23 protein-coding genes and 1 pseudogene are annotated in these 19803 nt (G+C 63.1%); 12 read left to right on the top strand and 12 right to left on the bottom strand.

From position 1 onward, the window contains the following. Positions 1-2: 2 nt before the first annotated feature. The 3 genes from AC4GYV_RS13335 to AC4GYV_RS13325 are packed head-to-tail and all read right to left on the bottom strand — an operon-like array spanning position 3 to position 1830. Positions 3-572 carry an LptA/OstA family protein gene (locus AC4GYV_RS13335; protein ID WP_491101185.1) on the bottom strand — a complete coding sequence of 190 codons (570 nt, stop codon included), beginning with the start codon at positions 570-572 and terminating at the stop codon, positions 3-5. Then, a complete protein-coding gene (gene lptC, locus AC4GYV_RS13330) occupies positions 569-1207 on the bottom strand; it encodes an LPS export ABC transporter periplasmic protein LptC (protein ID WP_491101184.1) in 639 nt (212 codons plus the stop codon). Before lptC ends, AC4GYV_RS13335 begins: the two co-directional genes overlap by 4 nt. After that, entirely contained in the window at positions 1207-1830 is a 624-nt protein-coding gene (locus AC4GYV_RS13325; RefSeq protein WP_491101182.1) for a ribonuclease D, read from the bottom strand. Before AC4GYV_RS13325 ends, lptC begins: the two co-directional genes overlap by 1 nt. A gap of 222 nt (positions 1831-2052) precedes the next feature. Here AC4GYV_RS13325 and AC4GYV_RS13320 point away from each other — a divergent pair, with 222 nt between their 5' ends. Continuing rightward, a complete protein-coding gene (locus AC4GYV_RS13320; RefSeq protein ID WP_491101181.1) occupies positions 2053-2841 on the top strand; it encodes a cold-shock protein in 789 nt (262 codons plus the stop codon). 63 nt (positions 2842-2904) lie between these two features. Here the strand turns inward: AC4GYV_RS13320 and AC4GYV_RS13315 are convergent, their stop codons facing one another. Beyond that, positions 2905-4200: a metal-dependent hydrolase family protein gene (locus tag AC4GYV_RS13315; RefSeq protein ID WP_491101180.1), complete on the bottom strand. Its 1296-nt coding sequence runs from the start codon at positions 4198-4200 to the stop codon at positions 2905-2907. A 51-nt stretch (positions 4201-4251) separates the two neighbouring features. Further along, complete coding sequence (locus AC4GYV_RS13310; protein ID WP_491101179.1) at positions 4252-5850, bottom strand: cisplatin damage response ATP-dependent DNA ligase; 1599 nt, start codon at positions 5848-5850, stop codon at positions 4252-4254. On the opposite strand from AC4GYV_RS13310, the gene AC4GYV_RS13305 reads away from it, so the two are divergent. After that, positions 5849-6700 carry a metallophosphoesterase gene (locus AC4GYV_RS13305; protein ID WP_491101178.1) on the top strand — a complete coding sequence of 284 codons (852 nt, stop codon included), beginning with the start codon at positions 5849-5851 and terminating at the stop codon, positions 6698-6700. The two genes, AC4GYV_RS13310 and AC4GYV_RS13305, sit on opposite strands and share 2 nt — an antisense overlap. Before the next feature lie 6 nt (positions 6701-6706). On the opposite strand, the gene AC4GYV_RS13300 is transcribed toward AC4GYV_RS13305, so the two are convergent. After that, positions 6707-7015: a hypothetical protein gene (locus AC4GYV_RS13300; protein ID WP_491101177.1), complete on the bottom strand. Its 309-nt coding sequence runs from the start codon at positions 7013-7015 to the stop codon at positions 6707-6709. Between the two features lie 157 nt (positions 7016-7172). On the opposite strand from AC4GYV_RS13300, the gene rpmG reads away from it, so the two are divergent. Next, on the top strand, positions 7173-7340 hold the full coding sequence (gene rpmG / locus AC4GYV_RS13295; RefSeq protein WP_491101176.1) for a 50S ribosomal protein L33: 168 nt from the start codon (positions 7173-7175) through the stop codon (positions 7338-7340). 132 nt (positions 7341-7472) lie between these two features. Here the strand turns inward: rpmG and AC4GYV_RS13290 are convergent. Beyond that, positions 7473-7820: pseudogene (locus AC4GYV_RS13290) on the bottom strand (response regulator); the annotation flags it as partial. A 45-nt stretch (positions 7821-7865) separates the two neighbouring features. On the opposite strand from AC4GYV_RS13290, the gene AC4GYV_RS13285 reads away from it, so the two are divergent. From AC4GYV_RS13285 to AC4GYV_RS13265, 5 genes are read left to right on the top strand one after another with little or no spacing between them, the layout of a single operon-like run. Continuing rightward, complete coding sequence (locus tag AC4GYV_RS13285; protein WP_491101175.1) at positions 7866-8138, top strand: DUF3572 family protein; 273 nt, start codon at positions 7866-7868, stop codon at positions 8136-8138. Beyond that, the gene (locus AC4GYV_RS13280; RefSeq protein WP_491101174.1) at positions 8135-8881 is read left to right on the top strand and encodes an SDR family NAD(P)-dependent oxidoreductase; all 747 of its coding nucleotides are present in this window, start codon (positions 8135-8137) and stop codon (positions 8879-8881) included. Before AC4GYV_RS13285 ends, AC4GYV_RS13280 begins: the two co-directional genes overlap by 4 nt. 31 nt (positions 8882-8912) lie before the next feature. Then, positions 8913-9374 (top strand): RidA family protein, encoded by a 462-nt coding sequence (locus tag AC4GYV_RS13275; RefSeq protein ID WP_491101173.1) that lies wholly within the window; start codon positions 8913-8915, stop codon positions 9372-9374. Then, positions 9349-10065 (top strand): glycerophosphodiester phosphodiesterase family protein, encoded by a 717-nt coding sequence (locus tag AC4GYV_RS13270; RefSeq protein WP_491101172.1) that lies wholly within the window; start codon positions 9349-9351, stop codon positions 10063-10065. The genes AC4GYV_RS13275 and AC4GYV_RS13270 overlap by 26 nt, the downstream gene beginning before the upstream one ends. Then, positions 10046-11185 carry a GNAT family N-acetyltransferase gene (locus AC4GYV_RS13265; protein ID WP_491101171.1) on the top strand — a complete coding sequence of 380 codons (1140 nt, stop codon included), beginning with the start codon at positions 10046-10048 and terminating at the stop codon, positions 11183-11185. The genes AC4GYV_RS13270 and AC4GYV_RS13265 overlap by 20 nt, the downstream gene beginning before the upstream one ends. On the opposite strand, the gene AC4GYV_RS13260 is transcribed toward AC4GYV_RS13265, so the two are convergent. Next, on the bottom strand, positions 11161-12087 hold the full coding sequence (locus AC4GYV_RS13260; protein WP_491101170.1) for an isoaspartyl peptidase/L-asparaginase family protein: 927 nt from the start codon (positions 12085-12087) through the stop codon (positions 11161-11163). The genes AC4GYV_RS13265 and AC4GYV_RS13260 overlap by 25 nt on opposite strands. A 92-nt stretch (positions 12088-12179) precedes the next feature. On the opposite strand from AC4GYV_RS13260, the gene AC4GYV_RS13255 reads away from it, so the two are divergent. The 3 genes from AC4GYV_RS13255 to AC4GYV_RS13245 are packed head-to-tail and all read left to right on the top strand — an operon-like array spanning position 12180 to position 13539. Beyond that, complete coding sequence (locus tag AC4GYV_RS13255; RefSeq protein ID WP_491101169.1) at positions 12180-13082, top strand: SPFH domain-containing protein; 903 nt, start codon at positions 12180-12182, stop codon at positions 13080-13082. Between the two features lie 3 nt (positions 13083-13085). Further along, positions 13086-13301 (top strand): type II toxin-antitoxin system antitoxin, encoded by a 216-nt coding sequence (locus tag AC4GYV_RS13250; RefSeq protein ID WP_491101168.1) that lies wholly within the window; start codon positions 13086-13088, stop codon positions 13299-13301. Next, a complete protein-coding gene (locus AC4GYV_RS13245; protein ID WP_491101167.1) occupies positions 13294-13539 on the top strand; it encodes a hypothetical protein in 246 nt (81 codons plus the stop codon). Before AC4GYV_RS13250 ends, AC4GYV_RS13245 begins: the two co-directional genes overlap by 8 nt. Here the strand turns inward: AC4GYV_RS13245 and AC4GYV_RS13240 are convergent. The 4 genes from AC4GYV_RS13240 to AC4GYV_RS13225 all read right to left on the bottom strand — a co-directional run bounded on the left by AC4GYV_RS13240 (position 13536) and on the right by AC4GYV_RS13225 (position 18458). After that, positions 13536-15380, bottom strand: coding sequence for a hypothetical protein (locus AC4GYV_RS13240; protein WP_491101166.1), 1845 nt, complete (start codon positions 15378-15380; stop codon positions 13536-13538). The genes AC4GYV_RS13245 and AC4GYV_RS13240 overlap by 4 nt on opposite strands. Before the next feature lie 21 nt (positions 15381-15401). Beyond that, on the bottom strand, positions 15402-15830 hold the full coding sequence (locus AC4GYV_RS13235; protein ID WP_491101165.1) for a hypothetical protein: 429 nt from the start codon (positions 15828-15830) through the stop codon (positions 15402-15404). A 74-nt stretch (positions 15831-15904) separates the two neighbouring features. Then, positions 15905-16288, bottom strand: a complete 384-nt coding sequence (locus AC4GYV_RS13230; RefSeq protein ID WP_491101164.1) for a hypothetical protein — start codon at positions 16286-16288, stop codon at positions 15905-15907. Positions 16289-16316: 28 nt separating this feature from the next. Continuing rightward, entirely contained in the window at positions 16317-18458 is a 2142-nt protein-coding gene (locus tag AC4GYV_RS13225; protein ID WP_491101163.1) for a TIR domain-containing protein, read from the bottom strand. Positions 18459-18551: 93 nt separating this feature from the next. Here AC4GYV_RS13225 and ispG point away from each other — a divergent pair, with 93 nt between their 5' ends. Beyond that, positions 18552-19682, top strand: coding sequence for a flavodoxin-dependent (E)-4-hydroxy-3-methylbut-2-enyl-diphosphate synthase (gene ispG / locus AC4GYV_RS13220; protein WP_491101162.1), 1131 nt, complete (start codon positions 18552-18554; stop codon positions 19680-19682). Positions 19683-19803 lie beyond the last annotated feature (121 nt).

Below are 19803 nucleotides of genomic sequence, written 5' to 3'. Positions count from 1 at the left end.
GCTCAGCTTCCGTTCTTCTGTGGAACGGTGAAGTGACCTGTGACGCGACCGCCACTGGAGTTCACGCCCGGGGGTCCGCCATCGACCACGGCGCGGCCGGTGTCGAGATTGATCACCAAGCGCTGACCCTGGACCACATTCTGCTTCTGAGTCAGTCGGACGTTGCCGATGATCGTGATCAGCTTCCGGTCGAGATCGTAGATACCGAAATCGCCCTTTGCTGTCTCAGAAGGGCTTTGGACGGTCACTCCGCCCGCCGCATCCAGACGATGGATCTGCACGCCGCTGCCGCTCGCGCCGCCGGCGCCGGGCTTATTCGAATAAGCGACGGTCAGCCGCTCCGTGTTGAGGGTCAGCTCGGCCTGCGTGGCATGGACGTTGCCGATGAAGAGGGCTCTGTCCGCACGATCCTGAACTTCGATCCGGTCGGCCGTGACGTCGACGGGGGCGTTGCTGTTGTGGCCCTTGAGAGCCGACACGTTCCCCTGTTGCTGCACCTGAGCGAAAGCCGCGCCTGCTCCGGCAATACCGGCAGCTGCAAGGATGATGCCAACGAAGCGCACAGACGTCATCTGACCGCCCCTTGCGTGATTTTCAAGCGAGCCCCGCCATCGAGCACGACGGTTCGACTGTTGAGGTCGCCTTTTAGTTGAGCCGCCTGGAATTGGCCGAGTCGCATTTCTCCGGCAGCAGGGCCTGAACTCTGGACGCGGCGTTGCTTGAGGTCGACCGTGACGTCCCGTGTCGCGAGCTTGAATCCGTCGCCTCCGACGACCTTCACCGGTCCGTCAATGGCGATCTTCTGGGTGTCCAGATTGTAGCGACCCTGGTTCGCGCCAATCACCAGCGGCCCGTCGGAATGATTGAGCTGCGCTCGGACGCCTTTGATATCGACAATTGGCACTTCGGCACTGTGCTGGATGGCATTATTCGCGGTCATTTCGAAAGTCTCGCCCTTGTCGTCCGTCCCGGTGTAGCGGGGCGAATCGACACGCATGCGTTCGCGCGCGGTCTCCACCTTATTCTTGTCGAGGATGAAGCTGACGTCCCCCCGTTTCCCAAGCGGCGCGAGGGCGAGGATCGCGATCAGGATCCCCACGGCGCTAGGAAGCAGGATCTTGGACCAGCGAACCAGGCGATCATGGTTGCTTCCGGGCTCCGCCCAAAACTGCTTTCCCGAGCGGGTAGAGCTCTTGTTGTCAGGCATCAGCCGTCATGTGCGAAAATATCCTGATCGGGCCAACCCGCGATATCGAGGAGCGCCCGAGCAGGAAGGAAGTCGAAGCAGGCCTGCGCCAGCGGCATGCGGCCTTCGCGCTCGAGGCGCTCGTCGAGCTTGGCCTTCAGCGCATGGAGGTAGCGCACGTCGCTGGCCGCATATTCGCGCTGCGCATCGGATAGTTCGTCGGCGCCCCAGTCGCTCGTCTGCTGCTGCTTCGAAATCTCGACGTTCAGCAGTTCTTTCACCAGGTCCTTGAGGCCGTGGCGGTCGGTGTAGGTACGGACGAGGCGGGAGGCCGTGCGTGTGCAGTAAAGCGGCGCGGCCATGATCCCGAGATACGCCTGCATGATCCCCACATCGAATCGGGCGAAATGATAGAGTTTGAGGCGATTGGGATCGCTGAGAAGCGCCTTCAGATTGGGAGCGGCATAATCGCTGCCACGGCGGAATCGAACGAGATGCTCGTTGCCGCTGCCGTCGGACAGCTGTACCACGCACAGTCGGTCGCGGCCGGGAATCAGGCCCATGGCTTCAGTATCGACCGCAATCGGTCCGTCAGCGAATCTGACGTCCGACGGTAGGTCTTCCTCGTGGAAATAGACGGCCATGGATACTCCTGCGGGTGGGCTCTCAACCTGCTTTAGTCCGCGTTTCCCGGACCTTGCCAGCCCCTCGAATCCGTTACGAAGATTCAATCACTAGGCCCTGTAGTATTTTTCGGGTAAGGGTGTGAATGGTGCGTGAGCGATCTGCGCACTGTGACCGGTTGCGCACGGGGCCCAAGCGCGTTGGTTCTAAATCATTGCGGGCTCACGGAAGTTTGGACAAGCATGGGTTTCGACAGAGGGCGCAAGGGGGATCGCGGCGGACGCGGCCGCGATAAGCGCGACAATTTCGGCGGTGGTGATAATTTCGGCGGCGAGTTCGCCGGCGGCGGATTCGAAGAGCGTGGCGGCTACGGCGGCGGGCGCGGCGGATTCGGCGGCGGTGGCGGCTACGGCGGCGGAGGCGGCGGTTATGGTGACCGCGGCGGCTTCGGCGGCGGTGGCGGCGGCGGCTTCCGCGGCGGTGGCGGCGGTGGTTTCCGCGGCGGCGGCGGTGGCGGAATGCCTCCCCAGGTCGTTGGCGAAGGCAAAGGCGTCGTCAAATTCTTCAACCCGCAAAAGGGCTTCGGCTTCATCGTTCGCGATGACGGCGGCGAAGATGTGTTCGTTCACATTTCCGCAGTCGAGCAGGCTGGACTCACCGACCTGGCCGACGGCCAGCCGCTCGAGTTCACGCTCGTCGACCGCGGCGGCCGCATCTCGGCGACCAACCTGCGAATCGAAGGCGATCCGATGCCGGTCGAACGTAGCGGCGGCGGAGCTGGAGCGGGTGCGGGTGGTCCGCAGCGTCAGCTCACGGGCGAGAAGGCCAGCGGAACGGTCAAGTTCTTCAACTCGATGAAGGGCTTCGGCTTCATTCAGCGCGATGATGGCCAGCCCGATGCATTCGTTCACATCTCGGCTGTCGAGCGTGCGGGCATCCCGACGCTCAACGAAGGCGACCGACTCGAGTTCGAGCTCGAGGTCGATCGCCGCGGCAAGACCGCTGCAGTGAACCTTCAGTCCATCAGCTGAAGCAAACCAATTTTGGGGGCGGAAGGGTCGGCGGAGTGATTCGCCGGCCCTTTTCCTTTGCCCTCAGTTCATCGGGATCGGTCGACCTTCGACCATGACGTAAGCGATGTGCTGGACCGCATTGGGATCGGTCAGCGGGTCTCCATCGACGGCGATCAGGTCGGCTGACTTGCCCGGGTCGAGCGTGCCAGTCACGTTGGAGATCCCCATGAGGTCCGGGCCGCCCTTGGTTGCAGCGACGAGCGCGTCCCGCGGAGTCATCCCTCCCTTGGTGACCATCAGCGCGACTTCTTTGTTCGCGTCCTTGTGCGGCGCGACAGCGCTGTCAGTCCCGAGCGCGATCTTCACCCCGCTGCGGTAGGCCAGGTTCAGTCCTTTGCCCCAGACAGCGAAGGTTTGGCGGGCTTTAGCTTCCATTTCGAGTGTCAGCTTGCCGCTGCCCATGATCGACTGAACGCCCGTGAAGGCCATCAGCGTCCCCGAATAGTAAGTGCCGTGGGCCTTCATGGCCTTGGCGCCTGCCTCGTCGAGGAATGTGCCGTGCTCGATCGAATCGATGCCGGCATTTGCCGCGGCCTCGATCCCGCGAGCGCCGTGCGCGTGGGCCGCGACCTTGAGGTGGAGCGAATGCGCCATGTCGGCGATCGCCTTCAGTTCCTCATCGGTGAAGTGCTGCTCGAGACCCATCGCCCCAGGATCGAGCACGCCGCCCGTCGCCATGACCTTGATCACGTCCACGCCAGCGGCTGCGAGCTTGCGCACGACCTCCTGGCATTGCTGGGCGCCAGTGCAGACGCCTTCGGTCATGTGGGCCTCATTCACGGCTGCTGCGAGCTCGGGCGGCAGGGCCGTGGCGGGATCAGCGTGACCGCCGATGATCGAGAGCGGATCGCCCGAAACCTTGATTCGGGGTCCCGGAAAGCGCCCCTCACCCACGGCGTCTCTCATGGCGATAACAGCCGCCGTGTTGCCGCCCAAATCACGAACGGTGGTGAAGCCTGCACGGGCCATTTCCAGCGCGTGCGTCAGCCCAACGGTCGCCGCATAGGGGTTCGACCGAGATTGCGTGTAGCCGATGTACCAGGGCTCGCCGCTGTTGCCGGTGAGATGGACGTGGACGTCGGTCATGCCGGGCAATACTGTGCGGCCGCGCTCATCGACCACCGTAGCGCCCGAAGGCGCGGTGAAGCCATTCTCGATCCGAGCGATCCGCCCATTCTCAACGATAACGGTGGATGCACCCCGGGCAGGCTGCGCGGCATCGACGATCAGGCGACCCGCCTGGATCGCATAAGTTTCGGCATTTGCCGCACTGGCAGCAACGAGCGCCGCAGCACTCGCGAGCATATGTCTGATCATGAAGCCCCCTCCAACCTGAAGCGGCAAGGCTTAACGGCTCGGGGCTCCGCTTCAAGTTACCAGTGACTGAAGCGTGGAGATCTGATCGGCCTCGTTCGCAGGCTTGTCGGTGCGGATGCGGCTGACGCGGGGGAAGCGCATGGCTAGGCCGGACTTGTGCCGACCGCTGGGGTGGATCGAATCGAAGGCAACTTCGAGGACGAGGCTCTTCTCGACTTCGCGAACCGGACCGAAGCGCTGGATGGTATGGGCGCGGATCCAGCGGTCGAGCCAGCGAAGCTCTTCGTCGGTGAAGCCGAAATAGGCTTTGCCCACGGGAAGCAACTCGCCTCCCTCGTTCCAGCAGCCGAAGGTGTAGTCGCTGTAATAGCTCGAGCGTTTGCCGGACCCACGCTGGGCGTACATCAGCACGCAGTCGGCAGTCAGCGGATCACGCTTCCATTTGTACCAGAGACCGGTGCGGCGACCGGCGACGTAAGGGCTGTCGCGGCGCTTGAGCATGATCCCTTCGATGGCGACATCGCGGGCACCGGCGCGGAGATCTTCGAGCTGCTCGAAATTCTCGGCGTCGATCAGTTGGGAGATGTCGAACCGTTCTGGGTCGAGCTTTTCTGCGAACTGCTCCAGGCGGACACGCCTCTGTTCCCAAGGAAGCTCCCGCAGGTCCTCCTCGCCATCGAAGAGAATGTCGTAGAGCCGGACAAACGCCGGATAGGAGCCAAGCATCTTTTGGCTGACGTTCTTCCGGCCCAGCCTTTGTTGGAGGGCATTGAAGCTGGCGGCCGATTCGACTTCGAGCCCGGAGCCCTGAGCCTCGCCTCGAACGAGCAGCTCGCCATCCAGGACGGCAGGCGTCCGGAATGCTTGCGCGACGTCGGGAAAGCTGCCGGAGATGTCGTCGCCGGTGCGGCTGTAGAGCCGAGTTTCGTTCCATGCATGGACCAGCTGAACGCGGATGCCGTCCCACTTCCACTCGGCCGCATAATCGTCGAGCGAGATCTTCGTGTCGTCGAGGGGATGGGCGAGCATGAAGGGCCGGAAAACCGGGACGTCGCGCACGGTGGGCTGCTCGCCCCGCCCCTCGGCCCAGTCGAACAGTTCCGTGAAAGGCGGGCGCAAGCCGTGCCACACTTCTTCGACCGCCTCGACTTCCAGGCCAAACGCCTGTGCCAGCGCTTGCTTCGCCAATCGCGCGTTGATCCCGACGCGGAGTTCGCCGAGCGCAAGCTTCAGGAGCGCATAGCGGCCCGATGCATCAAGGTGATCGAGCATCGATGCGAGCACCCGCGGCGCCTCCAGCTTGGACGATGATCGAAGACGGTCGATGGCGTCCGTAATGCGGATCGTGGCGTCGTCGATCTCGGAGGGTTCGCCAGTACGTTTGGGCCAAAGCAGCGAAACGGTCTCGGCCGTGTCCCCGACATAGTCGCGGCTCATGTAGAAGAGTACCGGATCGATCGTTTCTTCCACCAGGCCGCGAATGGCTGCGGGTTTCACGTGCGGGATGTCGAGCGTGCCGGTGAGCGCGGCCAGGCCGTAGCCGCGGTCGGGGTCCGGCGTCTCCTTCAGATAATCACCGATGAGCTGCAGTTTGGTGTTGCGCGAACGCGTGTAGACGAGATCGTCCAGAAGTTGCGAGAAAGCGCGCATGGATCAGCAGTTCGGCAGTAAACGCGCGTTTCGCAAGATTGCTGCTTGGTTCTTAGTTCTGTTGCTCGGCGCGGTTGCTTTGCTCGCGTGGATGTATCGGGAGGCGACTTCCGACCCGATAGTACGCAAGGCCCAGTTGGAGGTCCCCGGACTGAGCGAGCCGCTGCGGCTGGTGCTCTTGTCGGACATTCACGTCGGCGGACCGGACATGCCCCCCTCACGGCTTCGGCATATCGTCGATCTGGTCAATGCTACGTCGCCCGATCTCGTGCTGATCGCGGGCGACTTCGTCAGCGACAAGAGATCGAGCACTCGCATCTACAGCGTGTCCGATGCGATCGCTCCTCTCAGTGGCCTCCGGTCGCGGCTTGGGACAGTCGCCGTGCTGGGCAATCACGATCATTGGCGCGACGCCATCGCGATCCGGACGAAGCTCCGCCAAGCTGGGATTCGCGTGCTCGACAACGATGCCGTGCGCATAGGGCCCCTAACGATCGGCGGGGTTGACGATCCCTACACCGGCAACGATCAGCTCGGCCGAACCCTTCCGCGGATGCGCTCGGAAGGTCGGCCGTTCGTTCTTCTCAGCCATAGCCCCGACATCTTCCCGCAGGTTCCGTCGGATGTCGCGCTCACAGTGGCCGGACACACTCATTGCGGACAGATCCGGCTGCCGCTGATCGGAGCGGTCTCAACCATGTCCGACTATGGCGAACGCTATGCCTGCGGTCGGATCGACGAGAATGGAAGGACGCTGATCGTGTCGGCGGGTCTGGGAACGAGCATCCTGCCGCTCAGGCTTGGTGCGGCGCCGGACTTTTGGGTGATCGAGCTCCGCCCGAGGCGCTAGCGGCGATCAGTGCAGGCGAATCGCCATGGCGGCGAGGATCGCAGTGCAGTCGCCGTCGGAATCGCTATTCAGCGCTTCGTCGACATGTTCGAGGCAACATTTCATTGCGACGCGGTGGCCCGGGAGAAGGGCCAACTGGGCGGAATGGCGTGCGAGCCCTTCCAGCGCGGCAAGCCCATTCACGGCCGCGAGCCGGCGAATCGCGTCCATCTTGGCGTGCATGTCGAGAGGAGAGAGGCGTGGTCCGGCTTCACGGATCTCGGCCACGCGCAGGCCGACCTCGTTCCTCACCTTGGCGAGCGGATCGGTAGCCATGGACGTTCCCTCCTGATTTAACGGAGGTTCGCCCAACTGGGTTAAGGCGAGGTTACAGCGTTGCGTCGGTTGACAATTCAGCGACGCTGCGTCATTGGCGCCACACGTGAGCGGCGGCAGGCCGCTTTTCTTTTTTCTAGCATTTGGGACTTGCCCGATGGCCAAGCCGGCAACCGTCAAGATCAAGCTCGTCAGCAGCGCCGACACCGGTTTCTTCTACGTGACGAAGAAGAATCCGCGCACTCAGACCGAGAAGCTCAGCTTCAAAAAGTACGACCCGGTCGCGCGCAAGCACGTCGAGTTCAAGGAAGCCAAGATCAAGTAAGCCGACCGCGGCTCTGCCGCGCCGTCAGCCTTCTTCGCCTCCGGCCTCCGTTGGTCCGGGGGCGTCTTCCGATTCGTTCGGCGTGAACAGCGGATCCGCCGCTTCTCCCTGAGCATCCCCGCGCCCGGCCTTGAGCAGCTGCTCTACGGTTTCCGCGAAGCGCATCACTGAAATCGGTTTCGACACATAGGCCTGCGCACCCGCGGCCCGAATCCGTTCTTCGTCCTCAGTCGTGGAATAAGCCGTCACCGCCATGATCGGCGTGGGCGCCAGCTCCTCGTCTGCCCTGATCAAGCGGATGAGGTCGAGCCCGCTAACGTGAGGAAGCTGGATGTCCGTGATCACCAGGTCCGGGTGAAAGCCTCGCGCGGCATCGAGCGCATTTCGGCTGTCGGTCACTGCTTCAGGCTCATGGCCATGTGCCGCGAGCAAGTCGCAGAACAACTTGATGTTCAGCGCATTGTCCTCGACGATCAGGATCTTGGCCAAGCTGTTTCCTTCCACCTTATGTGATGCGTGTAGGGCGTGATTCGACCAATACCAACCGACCCCTATGCCATGGCGCTTTCCGCTTTGGCCGCGACGCTCTCCGACGAACGGCGTGCGCAACGGTTCCTGGACCTGACCGGAATCGAGACAGACGAACTGCGCGCCAAGGCGGACGATCCACGCCTGCTGGTGGCACTCATCGACTTTCTCGAGGCGCATGAGCCTGATTTGCTCTCGGTTTCGGAGGCGATTGGCGTAAAGGCCGACGAGCTCGTCGCAGCCCGCATGCAGATCGAAGGAAGACCATGACCAAGACTGTCCTCATCACCGGCGCCACGGCTGGATTCGGGCGAGCTGCAGCCAAGCGCTTCGTTAGCGGCGGTTGGAATGTGATTGGGACGGGACGGCGGGCGAAACGGCTGCGCGAGCTGCAGGACGAGCTGGGAGATGCGTTCTTGCCGCTCGAGATCGACATGCGGGATCGCGATGCGGTCGAGAGCCTAGCCAAACTCTCCGCGCCGTGGGGAGAGATCGACCTCCTGCTCAACAATGCGGGCCTCGCGCCGCCGACAGATCCGCTGCCTGACACAGACTGGGACCGGATCGAAGAAGTGATCGACACCAATATCGTGGGCCTGGTCGCGCTAACCCGCGCGCTCTTGCCGAAGCTGGTCGAGCGCAAGGGCCAAATCATCAACCTATCATCGGTTGCTGGAACCTATCCCTACAAGGGCGGGGCCGTCTACGCCGGGACGAAAGCGTTCGTCCGCCAGTTCTCGCTAGATCTGCGTTGCGACCTCGCCGGCACCGGCGTTCGGGTGACCTCGGTCGAGCCTGGCATGGCCGAGACCGAGTTCACGATCGTCCGCACCGGCGGGGACAAGGAGGCCTCCGACAAGCTCTACTCGGGCATGGACCCGATGACTGCCGAGGACCTCGCCGACCTATTCTGGTGGCTCGCCAACCTGCCGCCGCATATGAACATCAACACCATCGAGCTGATGCCGGTGAGTCAGAGCTGGGCAGGCTTCACGGTGACCCGCGAGGGTTGATTCCAATGGGCTTGAGTGCTTGGGGCAGCGCATGAGCATCGACCAACGCCTCTCCGAACTCGGCATCACCCTTCCGCAGCCTGCTGCTCCCGTCGCGGCCTATGTCCCGGCTGTCGAGCATGGCGGCGCGCTGCACATTTCTGGACAGATCAGCTTTGCCGAAGACGGCAGCCTGATCAAAGGGCGCCTTGGCGAGGACGTCGATTTGGACGGCGGAATTGCGGCGGCGCGCCGCTGCGGGATCATGTTGCTGGCGCAGATCAAAGCGGCGCTTGGCTCGCTCGACCGCGTCGAACGCATCGTGAAGCTGGGCGTGTTCGTGAACAGCGCGCCGTCCTTCACGGACCAGCCGAAGGTCGCGAACGGCGCTTCCGAATTGATGCAGGAAGTGTTCGGCGAGGCCGGACGTCATGCGCGCAGCGCGGTCGGAGTCGCGGTGCTGCCGCTAGGGGTCGCCGTCGAAGTGGATGCGATCGTCGCGGTCCGAGCCTGACCCGTTAGATCCCGGACCCGCGGGCTTCGCACACCGCGGGTTGCACTATGGCCCGGGTTTTCCCGAGAATAGCCTGATCGCTTTTGCGGCGGCGCTCGAAATGGGCGCCGGTATCGAATGCGACCTGAGGCTGACTGCCGACGACCAAATCATCGTCTTCCACGATTCGGATGCGATGCGTCTCTGCGCAAGCCCGATGCGAATCGGCGCGTCGAAGCTGGCCGATTTAAGGCGCCTGCGCCTGGGTGAGCAGCCGATCCCGACCCTCTCCAGTCTCCTATCGCTTGTCGATGCGCGCGTGCCGCTGCTGCTCGAGATCAAGGTCGAGAAGGATATCTGGAGCTGGGCGCCCGCGCTGGCGAACGGGCTTGCCGGCTATCGTGGTCGGTTCGGCGTGATGAGCTTCGATCCAAGAATTTCGCGCCTGCTGAAGACCAACTTGCCGGGCGTGAGGCGAGGGTTGGTCATTCGCGACGGATTGCCGGCAGCGCGGCGGCGTCTGGCGATGTGGCTCGCCGATCCCCAATTTATCGCGGTGGAACGGACCGCACTCGGCAAGCCCTGGGTGGAACGCGCTCGGCGGCGTATGCCCGTCTACAGTTGGACGATCCGCACGGAGGAGCAGCGGACGCAAGGCGCGGTTCATGCCGATGCGCTCATCTGGGAAGCCGATGGCAGACCGCGAATCTGAAGTCCTCGCAAAGATCGCCTCGGGTGTTTCCGGCCTCAACGCGCATGCCTGGGACCGGCTGAACGGCAGCGACCCGTTCGTCAGCCACGCCTTCCTCTCCGCGCTCGAGGATTCGGGCAGCGTCGGGCCCGGCACCGGCTGGACGCCTGCACCGATCTTGGTCGAGGATGAGGGAGGACGACTGGTTGCCGCGGCGCCGGCATATCTGAAAAGCCACAGCCAGGGCGAATATGTGTTCGATCACGGCTGGGCCGACGCGTGGCAGCGCGCGGGCGGCGAATATTATCCCAAGCTACAGGTCGCGGTGCCGTTCACGCCTGTGCCTGGGCCGAGATTGCTCGGTGATCGGCCGCAGCAATTGCTCGCTGCGATCGAGGCCGTGACCGTGCAGAACGGCATCTCGTCCGCGCACGTCACCTTCATCGACGCGGACGGCGCGGGCGAATGCGAGCAGCGTGGGTGGCTGATCCGGCACGGAGTCCAATATCATTGGTTCAACCGCGGCTATTCGACCTTCGAAGAGTTCCTCGGCACGTTGACGAGCCGCAAGCGCAAGACGCTGCGCAAGGAGCGAGCGGTGGCATGCGAAGGCCTGGAGATCCGCGGACTACGCGGCACGGAGATCGGGCCTGATGAGTGGGACGCGATGTGGGCCTTCTACCAGGACACGGGCAGCCGGAAGTGGGGGCATCCGTACCTGACTCGTGAGTTCTTCGATCTTATCGGCGAGCGCATGGGTGACCAGTTGCTGCTCTTCCTCGCCCACCGCGATTCACGCCCGATAGCCGGAGCACTGAATGTCGTCGGCGCCGACACCTTGTACGGACGTTATTGGGGATGCACCGAGGAAGTGCCGTTCCTGCACTTCGAGCTGTCTTACTATCGGGCGATCGAATGGGCTTCCGAGCACGGGTTGGCCTGCGTTCAGGCGGGCGCGCAGGGCGAGCATAAGGTGGCGCGCGGCTATGAGCCGGTGGTCACAAGATCCGCGCACTTCATTCCCAATGCGAGCTTCCGCAACGCCGTTGCAGAGTTTCTGGACGCGGAGCGTGCCGGTGTAGCCACCGAAGTCCAATGGCTTCGACAGGACTTGCCCTACCGTTCGTCCGCTTCCGAATAGATCCGCACCGTCCGTCCAGTCGCGTCCGCTATCCCGCGGTACATTGCGGGTGTCGTGAAGCCCCAGGCGGCGTCGCCGTTCGGAGCGACGGCAATCAAGCCGCCCTTGCCGCCTAGCGATGCGATGTCCGCAAGCACAGCGTCGAGCGCTCCCTGCAACGACTGACCTCCGAGGCGAACTCGCTCGGCGAGTTGATGCGCCGCGACCGCTCGGATGAAGAATTCGCCGGAGCCGGTGGCGGACACGGCGGCAGATCGATCGTCGGCGTATGTACCCGAACCGATCAGCGGAGAATCGCCGACGCGGCCCCAGCGTTTTGCGGTCAGTCCGCCGGTCGACGTAGCGACGGCGACATGTCCATCGACATCCACCGCGACGGCGCCAACGGTGCCGTACTTCACCTCGTCGTCGAACCCGCCCTGGCTCATAAGCTCTTCGAGTTGCCGACGGCGCTCGGGAATCTCGAACCAGCTGTTTTCGACCTGTTCGAAGTCATGGTCGCGCGCGAAGTCGTCGGCACCTTTGCCCGAAAGGAAGACGTGCGGACCGGTCTGTAACAATGAGCGAGCAAGGCTGATCGGTGCGCGGGTCGTGCGAAGGCCTGCGACTGCTCCGGCTGCTCGATTGCTGCCATCCATGATGGCGGCGTCGAGCTCAATGACGCCCTCGGCCGTCAGCACGCTGCCGCGGCCAGCGTTGAAACAGCTGTCTTCTTCAAGGACGCGGACTGCAGCCTCGACTGCATCGAGCGCGGACTCGTGCTTCTCGAGGATGGAAGCGCCCGCCGCGAGCGCGGTCTCAAGCCCGTCGCGCGCGCATTTTTCCTGCTGCGGATCGAGTTTGCCGGGACGCATCGAACCCGCGCCACCGTGCACCACCAAACGCCATCGAGTGTCAGTCATGCGGGGGCCTTAGCGATGGCTCCACGGACGCGCCAGTTGACGATTGCGGGTCAATCATATAATTATGATATCATATTTATGGAGGCAATAAGGTGGCAAACGACAAGGTCATTGCACTGACTGCGACCAGCGAGCGGCCCGCTTCGACGATGAGCGGCTATGCGATGCTGATCATCCTCTTGGTCGCGATCCTCGCCGACATTTACGGCATCACGCAGCTTGGAAGCGCGATCAATGTCGCCGCGCCGCTCGGGATCGTCGTGGTCGCAACCCTCGCGTTCATCCTGGTGATGCCGGGGTTTTACATGCTGCAGCCCAACCAGGCGGCCGCCATCACCCTGTTCGGTGAATATAAGGGCACAGATCGCACGACCGGCCTTCGCTGGACCTGGCCGTGGATGGCCAAAAAGAAGCTGTCGGTCCGCGCCAACAACTTCATCTCCGAACGACTGAAGGTGAACGACCTTCGCGGCAACCCAATCGAAATCGCGGCGCAGATCGTCTACCGCGTGGTGGACACGGCGCAGGCCTTGTTCGACGTCGACGACTACCGGCAGTTCGTTCGCGTGCAGGTCGAGGCGGCAATCCGGACCATAGGTTCGCGCTATCCTTACGACGACTTCACGCATCAGGAGATCACGCTCCGCGGCAACCATGAGGAGGTCGGAAGCGCACTTCGCGAGGAGCTGATCGCGCGGCTCGCCGTGGCGGGCATCACCGTCGATGAGTGCGGCTTCACGCACCTCGCTTATGCACAGGAGATCGCCGGCGCGATGCTTCGACGCCAACAGGCGCAGGCCGTGGTCGCGGCACGCAAGACGCTGGTCGAGGGCGCGGTCGGCATGGTCGAAATGGCGCTCGATGCCCTGTCGGAGAAGAACGTCGTCGAACTCGACGACGAGCGCCGCGCAGCCATGGTCTCGAACCTGATGGTCGTGCTCTGCGGCGAACGCGACACTCAGCCCGTCGTCAACACTGGCACCCTGTATCAGTAAGCCATGCCCGACGGCGGCGAGCGCAAGGCGTATCCGTTACGCATCGATCCGGCCTTGTGGGCGGCGGTCGAGCGCTGCGCCGCCGCCGAGCTCCGAAGCGTCAATGCGCAGGTCGAATGCCTGCTTCGCGAAGCGCTGGCCGAGCGAGGCGTGAAGCTGAAGGGTCCCGCCCCGCGGAGGAAAAGGGGCCGCCCGCCAAAGGAGAAGCGTGATGAGTGATGGACCCGAGTGGTTCGCGCCGAAGCGTTACGGCTATGGCTCGGGGCTGCCGATCACCTGGCAAGGCTGGGCTATCACGCTTGCGTTCGCTGTCCTGATTGGCGGGATAGCGATCGCGTTGCGCGACCGCCCCGTTCAGCTGTTCGCGGCAATCCTTCCCGTGATAGCCATCCTGATGTTCATTTGTGCACGCACCACGCGAGGCGGATGGCGGTGGCGCTGGGGCAATGAGGACTAGCCGACGGTTAAATCGCGCTGCTGGTTGACCAGCCGCCATTCGTCCAGATCGCCGAGCATGATGCGTCCCGCCTGTTCGGTCAGATCGGCGGCACGCGAGAGCGGGACGTCTCGGCGCAATTCCTGCTCGATGTTCCGCAACGTGTCCGCGGTCGCCAGGGAGCGCAGAGCGTCCCCGCCGAAATCTGCCTGGAAGCGAATACCGAAAACCGCGGTTCCCAAGGCCGGGAATCCCGCCGATACCAAAGTAAACCAGTTGCCGAACCGGTTCACGTAATGGGCGTCGATCGCGAGACCGACGAGTGTCGCAACCGACACGAGCAAAGTCCCCGCGAATAGCATCGTCCCAATCCGCTCCAGTCGCTGGTCCAGCTTCTCGATCTGGATCGAATGACGCTCATGATAACCGACCTGCGGTGCCACCTCATATTCGGCGATCGCCTTGGCGAGCGATGCTGCGCGTTGTCGATCGATCGAGCCGGTCGGACATCCCATCGCCCGCCACACGCCGCTCGCGTACCAATCGATCCAGCGTCTCGGCACGGGGTTGGTCGATGTCCCTGGCGGATCGGGCGAGGCAATCCCGAGCAGCTTCAGGCTGCGCATGGGCCGCAGGCGCTCTGCCAGCTGGCGATAGTCGAGCCAGCGGCGATGCCATTCGTTTCGGGAGCCGATCGTCGCATTGAGGATGATCGCAAGTGTGATCACCACCTCCAGCGCGGCGAAGTCGAACTTGAGGTGCGGTGCCATGAATGCGCTGAGGCCGAGGCACACGGCGATGCCGCCCAGCAGGAAGTTGAAGATGTGCCCGCTGCGGTAGGTCTGAGCAAAATGCGTCGCGAGGCGATCGGCCCAACTGTAAGCCTGCTCGAGCAGATCCATCGGTGCTGAGATATGGAGTGCGTCCGCGCAGCCTTCGCGATAGCGGCGCCATTCGTCGCGGATCTGCGCCTCGGCGTGCTTGTTGGCGAAGTCCTTCCGCCCGAACTTGCCTACTCCGGCGGCTGCCAGAAGCAGCGGATATTCGACGCGCGTGCGAATTCGCCTCAAGCGCTCGTGCGTGAAGCGCCGCAGGAACTCCTGCTCCTGGGAATCTGGCGGCGGCATGAGGAGACCCTCAAGCAATGCGTCCATTCCGGCCCGGTCCAGCGGGCGTTCGGCGGTGGGCTCGTCGGCAGTGGTCATCACGGTCGGATCGAATGCGCTCCACAGCAGGCGCGACGCAGCCGTTGGGTCAAGCGGCAGGTGAATGACCGCAGTGCCGCGTGTGATCGCCAGTTGAACGACCTCGCCGGTACCGCCGCGGCCGCGTGGCGGGAGACCATCCCAAACTGCGATCAGCGCGTCGCAGTGAGACACGGTGGCACGGCCTGTCATCACATAAGCGTCGATGAGGCGCTGCCCGTGGCCGGGCAGTTCGAGCACGCACTTAGCCTTCGCGACCAGCGCATCGAAACGCTCCCGTGCCTCATCGCTGGCGAGGCTGGCGCGATATTCCGCTCGCTGGAAGGGCAGAACTGCCTGCAGCTCCCAGCCGAGATCCAATGCGACTTCCGCCGCGATCTGGTCGGCGCCGTCCGCAATCGGCGATACGAAGCGCATCTGCGGGGGATCGGCGGAGAAGCAGGCACGCTCCCTGGCGAAGAGCGCGGCGCCCGAATCGGCGACCAGCCGGAGAACGTTTTGTATACGCAGCCGCAAGGCGCCAAGGCTGCCGGGCGGCAAACTATCCGCGCGATGGCCAGTGATGCCTACGCTGAGGACGAAGGGGAGTTGAGGCGGTCCCTTGCTTCCCTGCACCACTCGTTTCGATGAACCGATTGGCGGTGCGGGCGCGTTCAATGAGACCGCCCCTTCATGGAATTAGCTACCACCATTCCGAATGATTGGATCGAAGCTGATCGGCAGCCACGTCTTGTCATTGCAGGTGAAATTCCACTGGTACGATACATCCTGGGCCGGACCCGAATTGTTATCGGTGAAAGCGGCAGTATTGCCGTTGATCGTCACACCGACAATCTGCTGCGAATTTTCGCCCGGATTTGGCGGGCAAGTCGAGCAATTGTCCTGCGCGTCCAGGCTCAGGAAGGTAATTCCGAGCCCTGTGTTGTCAGTCAGGTTGAAGTTGAAGCGGTGTTGGCCCGACTTGGCTGGAAGGCTGGGGCTCGCGTCGCCGGAGGCCACGCTGATCACCGCATTTCCGCCAACAATATTGGCGACGAGTTCAATGGTACCAGGCGGACCGCCAACTTGTGGGTGAGGCTCCATCACTCCGGCGTCTGGACGTCCCATGATCTTTCTCCTTTGGATCTGACGCGTCACCAGCCGCTTGAGAATGAGGCGGCTCAGAGCTCACGTAGCTCAGTTCATCGTCCTCGATTGTCGATGATCGGATCGAAGACTGGTTGCTGGCCGTCCTCGCAAACGAAGTTCCACCGGAAACAGACGTCCATCGAGCCCTTATTGTCGTTGTTGTCGACGAACTTTGCTGACGCGGTGTTTATCTTCACCTCATTGGCGGGGATCTGACTCGAATGCAGCCCGGAAACTGTAGGGGGGCAGGTCGATCTGTTGTCCTGCGTATCCAGGCTGACGAAACTGACCTTCTGCTTCGGATTTGTGTTGTTCTTGAGTGTGAAATGAAATGGCGTGGGTGGATCTCGGTATGCCAAAACATGCTTCGCTGTCTTGCCGGTGATACGGACCGTCCCATCTGTTTCGGTCTTTGCAGTCAATGTACGGTTCACCATCGCACGATCCTTTCCATCGAAACGACCATCAAGCCTTTCGGTAGCTCATAGATTGCAGCCTTGATCTGATTGGCTGCGCCTCAGCCTCCCGGCCGAGCCGGCGGAGGATCAGCGCTTGCTCTGCCATTTGATCGGGCTCCAGCGGCGCACCGCGAGGGATCTGCGACAGGGCGGCCTCCCAGGTCGCGCCGGCTGCGCGGGCGTCGCCGAGGTCCAGCTGCATGTCTCCGACCACGCGATACGCACCGGCAACGAGGAGGGCGTCGTGAACCTTGTTGCCGCTATTCACGGTCTTAGCGATCTCCGCCGCCCGCTGTGCGAAGCTGAGCGCATCACTCTTATTGCCCGCGGCTCGCGCCAGCGCCGCTTTGAGGCTCCAGCAACTGCTCATGATCGCGCGCCAATCCGCCTCGCGCGGATCTCGGGAGAGTAGGCGCGTAGCGCCATCGCAAACTGATTGGGTGAGGCCTGCGGCCTCGTCCTTATTCCCCACGACGATCAGCTGTTTGGCGAGGTCAGCGCGGGCCTGGGAGGCATATTCCAGCCACCGGGCGTTGGTGGGTTCCTTCGGAAGCAAGACGTCGGCCTGATCGACGGCTGCACGAAATTGCTGCAACGCTAGGTCGTCTCGCCCTTGCTCCGCATACATCCGTGCGAGCTTTTGCCCGGCGGGAATGAGACGCGCCTGGAAGTCGACATCGCCGGTCTCGCTGAACAGCCTGCGCAGCACGTCCATCCCTTGGCGCCGGGCCGAGATAGCTTCAGCATAATTGCCCGTCGCGTGGTCCGCGTCCGCCAGCCAGGCGAAGGACTCGGCGACCCCCTGTTGATATTCCCTGTTCCCCGGATCCGCGGTTGCGATGGCCTGCATCGTCCTCATCGCTTCGCGGAATTGCCTCGCGGCTTCCGGGAAACGACGCTGGTCGTTCATGAGCACGCCGAGGTTGGTGTCCGCATATTGCTTTTCCATGCGGTACTTCATGCTGTCGGGTGCGAGGGCGACTTCTTGCAGCGACAGCCGCTTATATTCGCGCATGTTCGCTTCCGCAGTGCGGAAGTCGCCCCGTTGGTGTGCGATCTCCCCAACGTAGAAGACATTCTGTGCGTGCTCGTAGAGGCCTTCAGGATTCGACGGGTTTCGCGCGATGGCCTCCGACGTTCCTTTGATCGCCTCACGATAAAGCTGCAGGGCCTTGTCGAACTCACCGCGTGAGTAGGCGACCTGCGCCATAAGGCTAAGTGCGGCTGATCGTTGCGTCAGTGCCGAATCGCTCAGGTCAGCGGTACCCTGCTTCTGATAGTAGGCCAGCACCTTCGACCCGACCCCGTCCAGCGCATCGAGCCGGCCTATGGGCTCGAGCTTGTCCTTGAGATCGCCGAGCATGAAGCCGACGAGACCTTCCGCCTCGCGCCGTTGCTCGCGCGCCTCGTTACGCGCCTGCATGGCGGTAACGGCGAGGGTGCTGGTGACGGCCATGCCCCCCAGCGATGCTGCCGCGAGCCAAGCCAGGCGCCGCTGGCGCCGCGTCGTTTCGCGCTGGACGAGCTCGTCGAGCCCTACCCCGAGCATCCCCGCGACCAGTTTCAGAAAGGCAAGGCGCTTCCCTTCCCCGCTGTCGCGGAAATCGGCAGCTAGCGGATCGGCCCGTTTCGTCGTCTGGTGGCCGCGCCGGTCATATTTGAAGCGCAAAGCGGGCGGAAAGCATTCCTCCTCTTCCCGACCGGGCATCTCGCTGGCGAATGGCTCGCCAGCCGCGACGGCCGCCAACACGCAGCCCTCAGGTCGCGTCCGCTTGAAGGATTCGATCTCGGCATTCGTCCAGAATGACTTCGCGGCGGTGGGTGAACAGAGGACAATCAGGAATTGGGAAGCTGCCAGCGCCGCCTTGATCTCCTCGGCAAGGTCTCCGCCAGCGGACAGATCGTGCTGGTCGCGAAAGATCGGGGTCAATCGCCGGGGGACCACGCCATTCGCCGTTAGCTTGCCGGCAAGCGAGTGCGGCACCCGGAATTTCTCGAGTTCCTGGTGCAGCCAGTCGGCTAACTCCTTGTCTTTGTGACTGTAGCTAAGGAACGCGTAGAAGCGCGTCCTAAGGCGAGGGACGCGACTATGATCCGCTTCCGCCCCGGCAGAACCGTCAAATTGTGGCAATCGGGCAAGCTTGGCCATCGGCCGCCCCCAGCGAGTCCGTTAACCCTGTTAACACAGGAGGGTATCTCAGCCTAGCTTTGCCCCCGGGGACGGACCGCCTATATGCGGGCCATGTCCATCCGTCCCTGGCGAGATATCGAGCGGCGTCAGTCGCGTCAGATCATGGTCGGCTCCGTCCCTGTGGGCGGAGACGCGCCGATCAGCGTGCAGACCATGACCAACACGCCCACCGAGGATGCAAGGGCGACGATTGATCAGATCCGCCGCTGCGAGGACGCTGGAGCGGACATCATCCGAGTTTCCTGCCCTACCGCGGAAGCAACGACCGCATTGAGGCAGATCGTGCGCGAGGCTCGCGTACCGATCGTCGCGGACATCCACTTTCACTACAAGCGTGCGCTTGAAGCGGCGGACGCCGGGGCCGCGTGCCTCAGGATCAACCCAGGAAACATCGGTTCCGAGGAGCGGGTGAGGGAGGTCATTGCCGCCGCCCGCGCTAATGGCTGCGCGATCCGTATCGGCGTGAACGCGGGCAGCCTCGAGAAGGACCTGCTTGAGAAATACGGGGAGCCGTGCCCAGAGGCCTTGGTCGAGAGCGCGCTCGACCATATTCGCATCCTCGAGGATCACGGCTTTCGCGAATACAAGGTCGCCGTGAAGGCGAGTGATGTCTTCCTGGCCGTGGCGGCCTATCAGCAGCTCGCGAGCGAAGTGGACTGTCCGCTTCACCTCGGCATCACCGAGGCGGGCGGCCTGATCGGCGGTACCGTCAAATCCTCGATCGGTATCGGCAACCTGCTCTGGGCGGGGATCGGCGATACGATCCGCGTGTCCCTGTCTGCCGAGCCTGAGGAAGAAGTACGCGTCGGCTACGAGATCCTGAAGGCGCTCGGCATCCGCAGCCGCGGCGTTCGTGTCGTGTCCTGCCCGTCATGCGCGCGGCAAGGTTTCGACGTGATCCGTACCGTGGAGGCGCTCGAACAGCGGCTCCAGCACATCAAGACACCCATGTCTCTATCCGTCCTCGGCTGTGTCGTGAACGGGCCCGGAGAGGCGCGCGAGACCGACATCGGAATTACGGGCGGCGGCAACGGCAAGCATATGGTCTATCTGTCGGGCGTAACGGATCACCATGTGCAGGATGCCGACATGATCGATCACATCGTGAAGTTGGTCGAAGCAAAGGCCGCCGAGATCGAAGCGGCGTCGGAACCGCTACCCACACTCGATGCTGCAGAATGAGCCTGCGGGTCAGGAATAAGAGCGTCGCGTTTGGGGCGAGTGCGACCGGGGTTTCTTCTCTTGGAGCTTTTGCACTTGGCGCGGCCGCTACCGGCGCGCTTGCCCTCGGTGCCATGGCGAT

It is taken from the genome of Sphingomonas sp. SP4 (assembly GCF_058313375.1).
This window is presented reverse-complemented; position numbering and strand designations above follow the sequence as displayed.

Bases quoted from the DNA above. Each gene is read 5' to 3' on its own strand.
- AC4GYV_RS13235 (WP_491101165.1), bottom strand. From the start codon at position 15,830: ATGGGACGTCCAGACGCCGGAGTGATGGAGCCTCACCCACAAGTTGGC.
- AC4GYV_RS13230 (WP_491101164.1), bottom strand. From the start codon at position 16,288: ATGGTGAACCGTACATTGACTGCAAAGACCGAAACAGATGGGACGGTC.
- AC4GYV_RS13260 (WP_491101170.1), bottom strand. From the start codon at position 12,087: ATGACTGACACTCGATGGCGTTTGGTGGTGCACGGTGGCGCGGGTTCG.
- AC4GYV_RS13225 (WP_491101163.1), bottom strand. From the start codon at position 18,458: ATGGCCAAGCTTGCCCGATTGCCACAATTTGACGGTTCTGCCGGGGCG.
- ispG (WP_491101162.1), top strand. From the start codon at position 18,552: ATGTCCATCCGTCCCTGGCGAGATATCGAGCGGCGTCAGTCGCGTCAG.
- AC4GYV_RS13320 (WP_491101181.1), top strand. From the start codon at position 2,053: ATGGGTTTCGACAGAGGGCGCAAGGGGGATCGCGGCGGACGCGGCCGC.
- AC4GYV_RS13280 (WP_491101174.1), top strand. From the start codon at position 8,135: ATGACCAAGACTGTCCTCATCACCGGCGCCACGGCTGGATTCGGGCGA.
- AC4GYV_RS13325 (WP_491101182.1), bottom strand. From the start codon at position 1,830: ATGGCCGTCTATTTCCACGAGGAAGACCTACCGTCGGACGTCAGATTC.
- AC4GYV_RS13250 (WP_491101168.1), top strand. From the start codon at position 13,086: ATGCCCGACGGCGGCGAGCGCAAGGCGTATCCGTTACGCATCGATCCG.
- AC4GYV_RS13265 (WP_491101171.1), top strand. From the start codon at position 10,046: ATGGCAGACCGCGAATCTGAAGTCCTCGCAAAGATCGCCTCGGGTGTT.
- AC4GYV_RS13335 (WP_491101185.1), bottom strand. From the start codon at position 572: ATGACGTCTGTGCGCTTCGTTGGCATCATCCTTGCAGCTGCCGGTATT.
- lptC (WP_491101184.1), bottom strand. From the start codon at position 1,207: ATGCCTGACAACAAGAGCTCTACCCGCTCGGGAAAGCAGTTTTGGGCG.
- AC4GYV_RS13310 (WP_491101179.1), bottom strand. From the start codon at position 5,850: ATGCGCGCTTTCTCGCAACTTCTGGACGATCTCGTCTACACGCGTTCG.
- AC4GYV_RS13275 (WP_491101173.1), top strand. From the start codon at position 8,913: ATGAGCATCGACCAACGCCTCTCCGAACTCGGCATCACCCTTCCGCAG.
- AC4GYV_RS13245 (WP_491101167.1), top strand. From the start codon at position 13,294: ATGAGTGATGGACCCGAGTGGTTCGCGCCGAAGCGTTACGGCTATGGC.
- AC4GYV_RS13305 (WP_491101178.1), top strand. From the start codon at position 5,849: ATGGATCAGCAGTTCGGCAGTAAACGCGCGTTTCGCAAGATTGCTGCT.
- AC4GYV_RS13270 (WP_491101172.1), top strand. From the start codon at position 9,349: ATGCGATCGTCGCGGTCCGAGCCTGACCCGTTAGATCCCGGACCCGCG.
- AC4GYV_RS13315 (WP_491101180.1), bottom strand. From the start codon at position 4,200: ATGATCAGACATATGCTCGCGAGTGCTGCGGCGCTCGTTGCTGCCAGT.
- rpmG (WP_491101176.1), top strand. From the start codon at position 7,173: ATGGCCAAGCCGGCAACCGTCAAGATCAAGCTCGTCAGCAGCGCCGAC.
- AC4GYV_RS13300 (WP_491101177.1), bottom strand. From the start codon at position 7,015: ATGGCTACCGATCCGCTCGCCAAGGTGAGGAACGAGGTCGGCCTGCGC.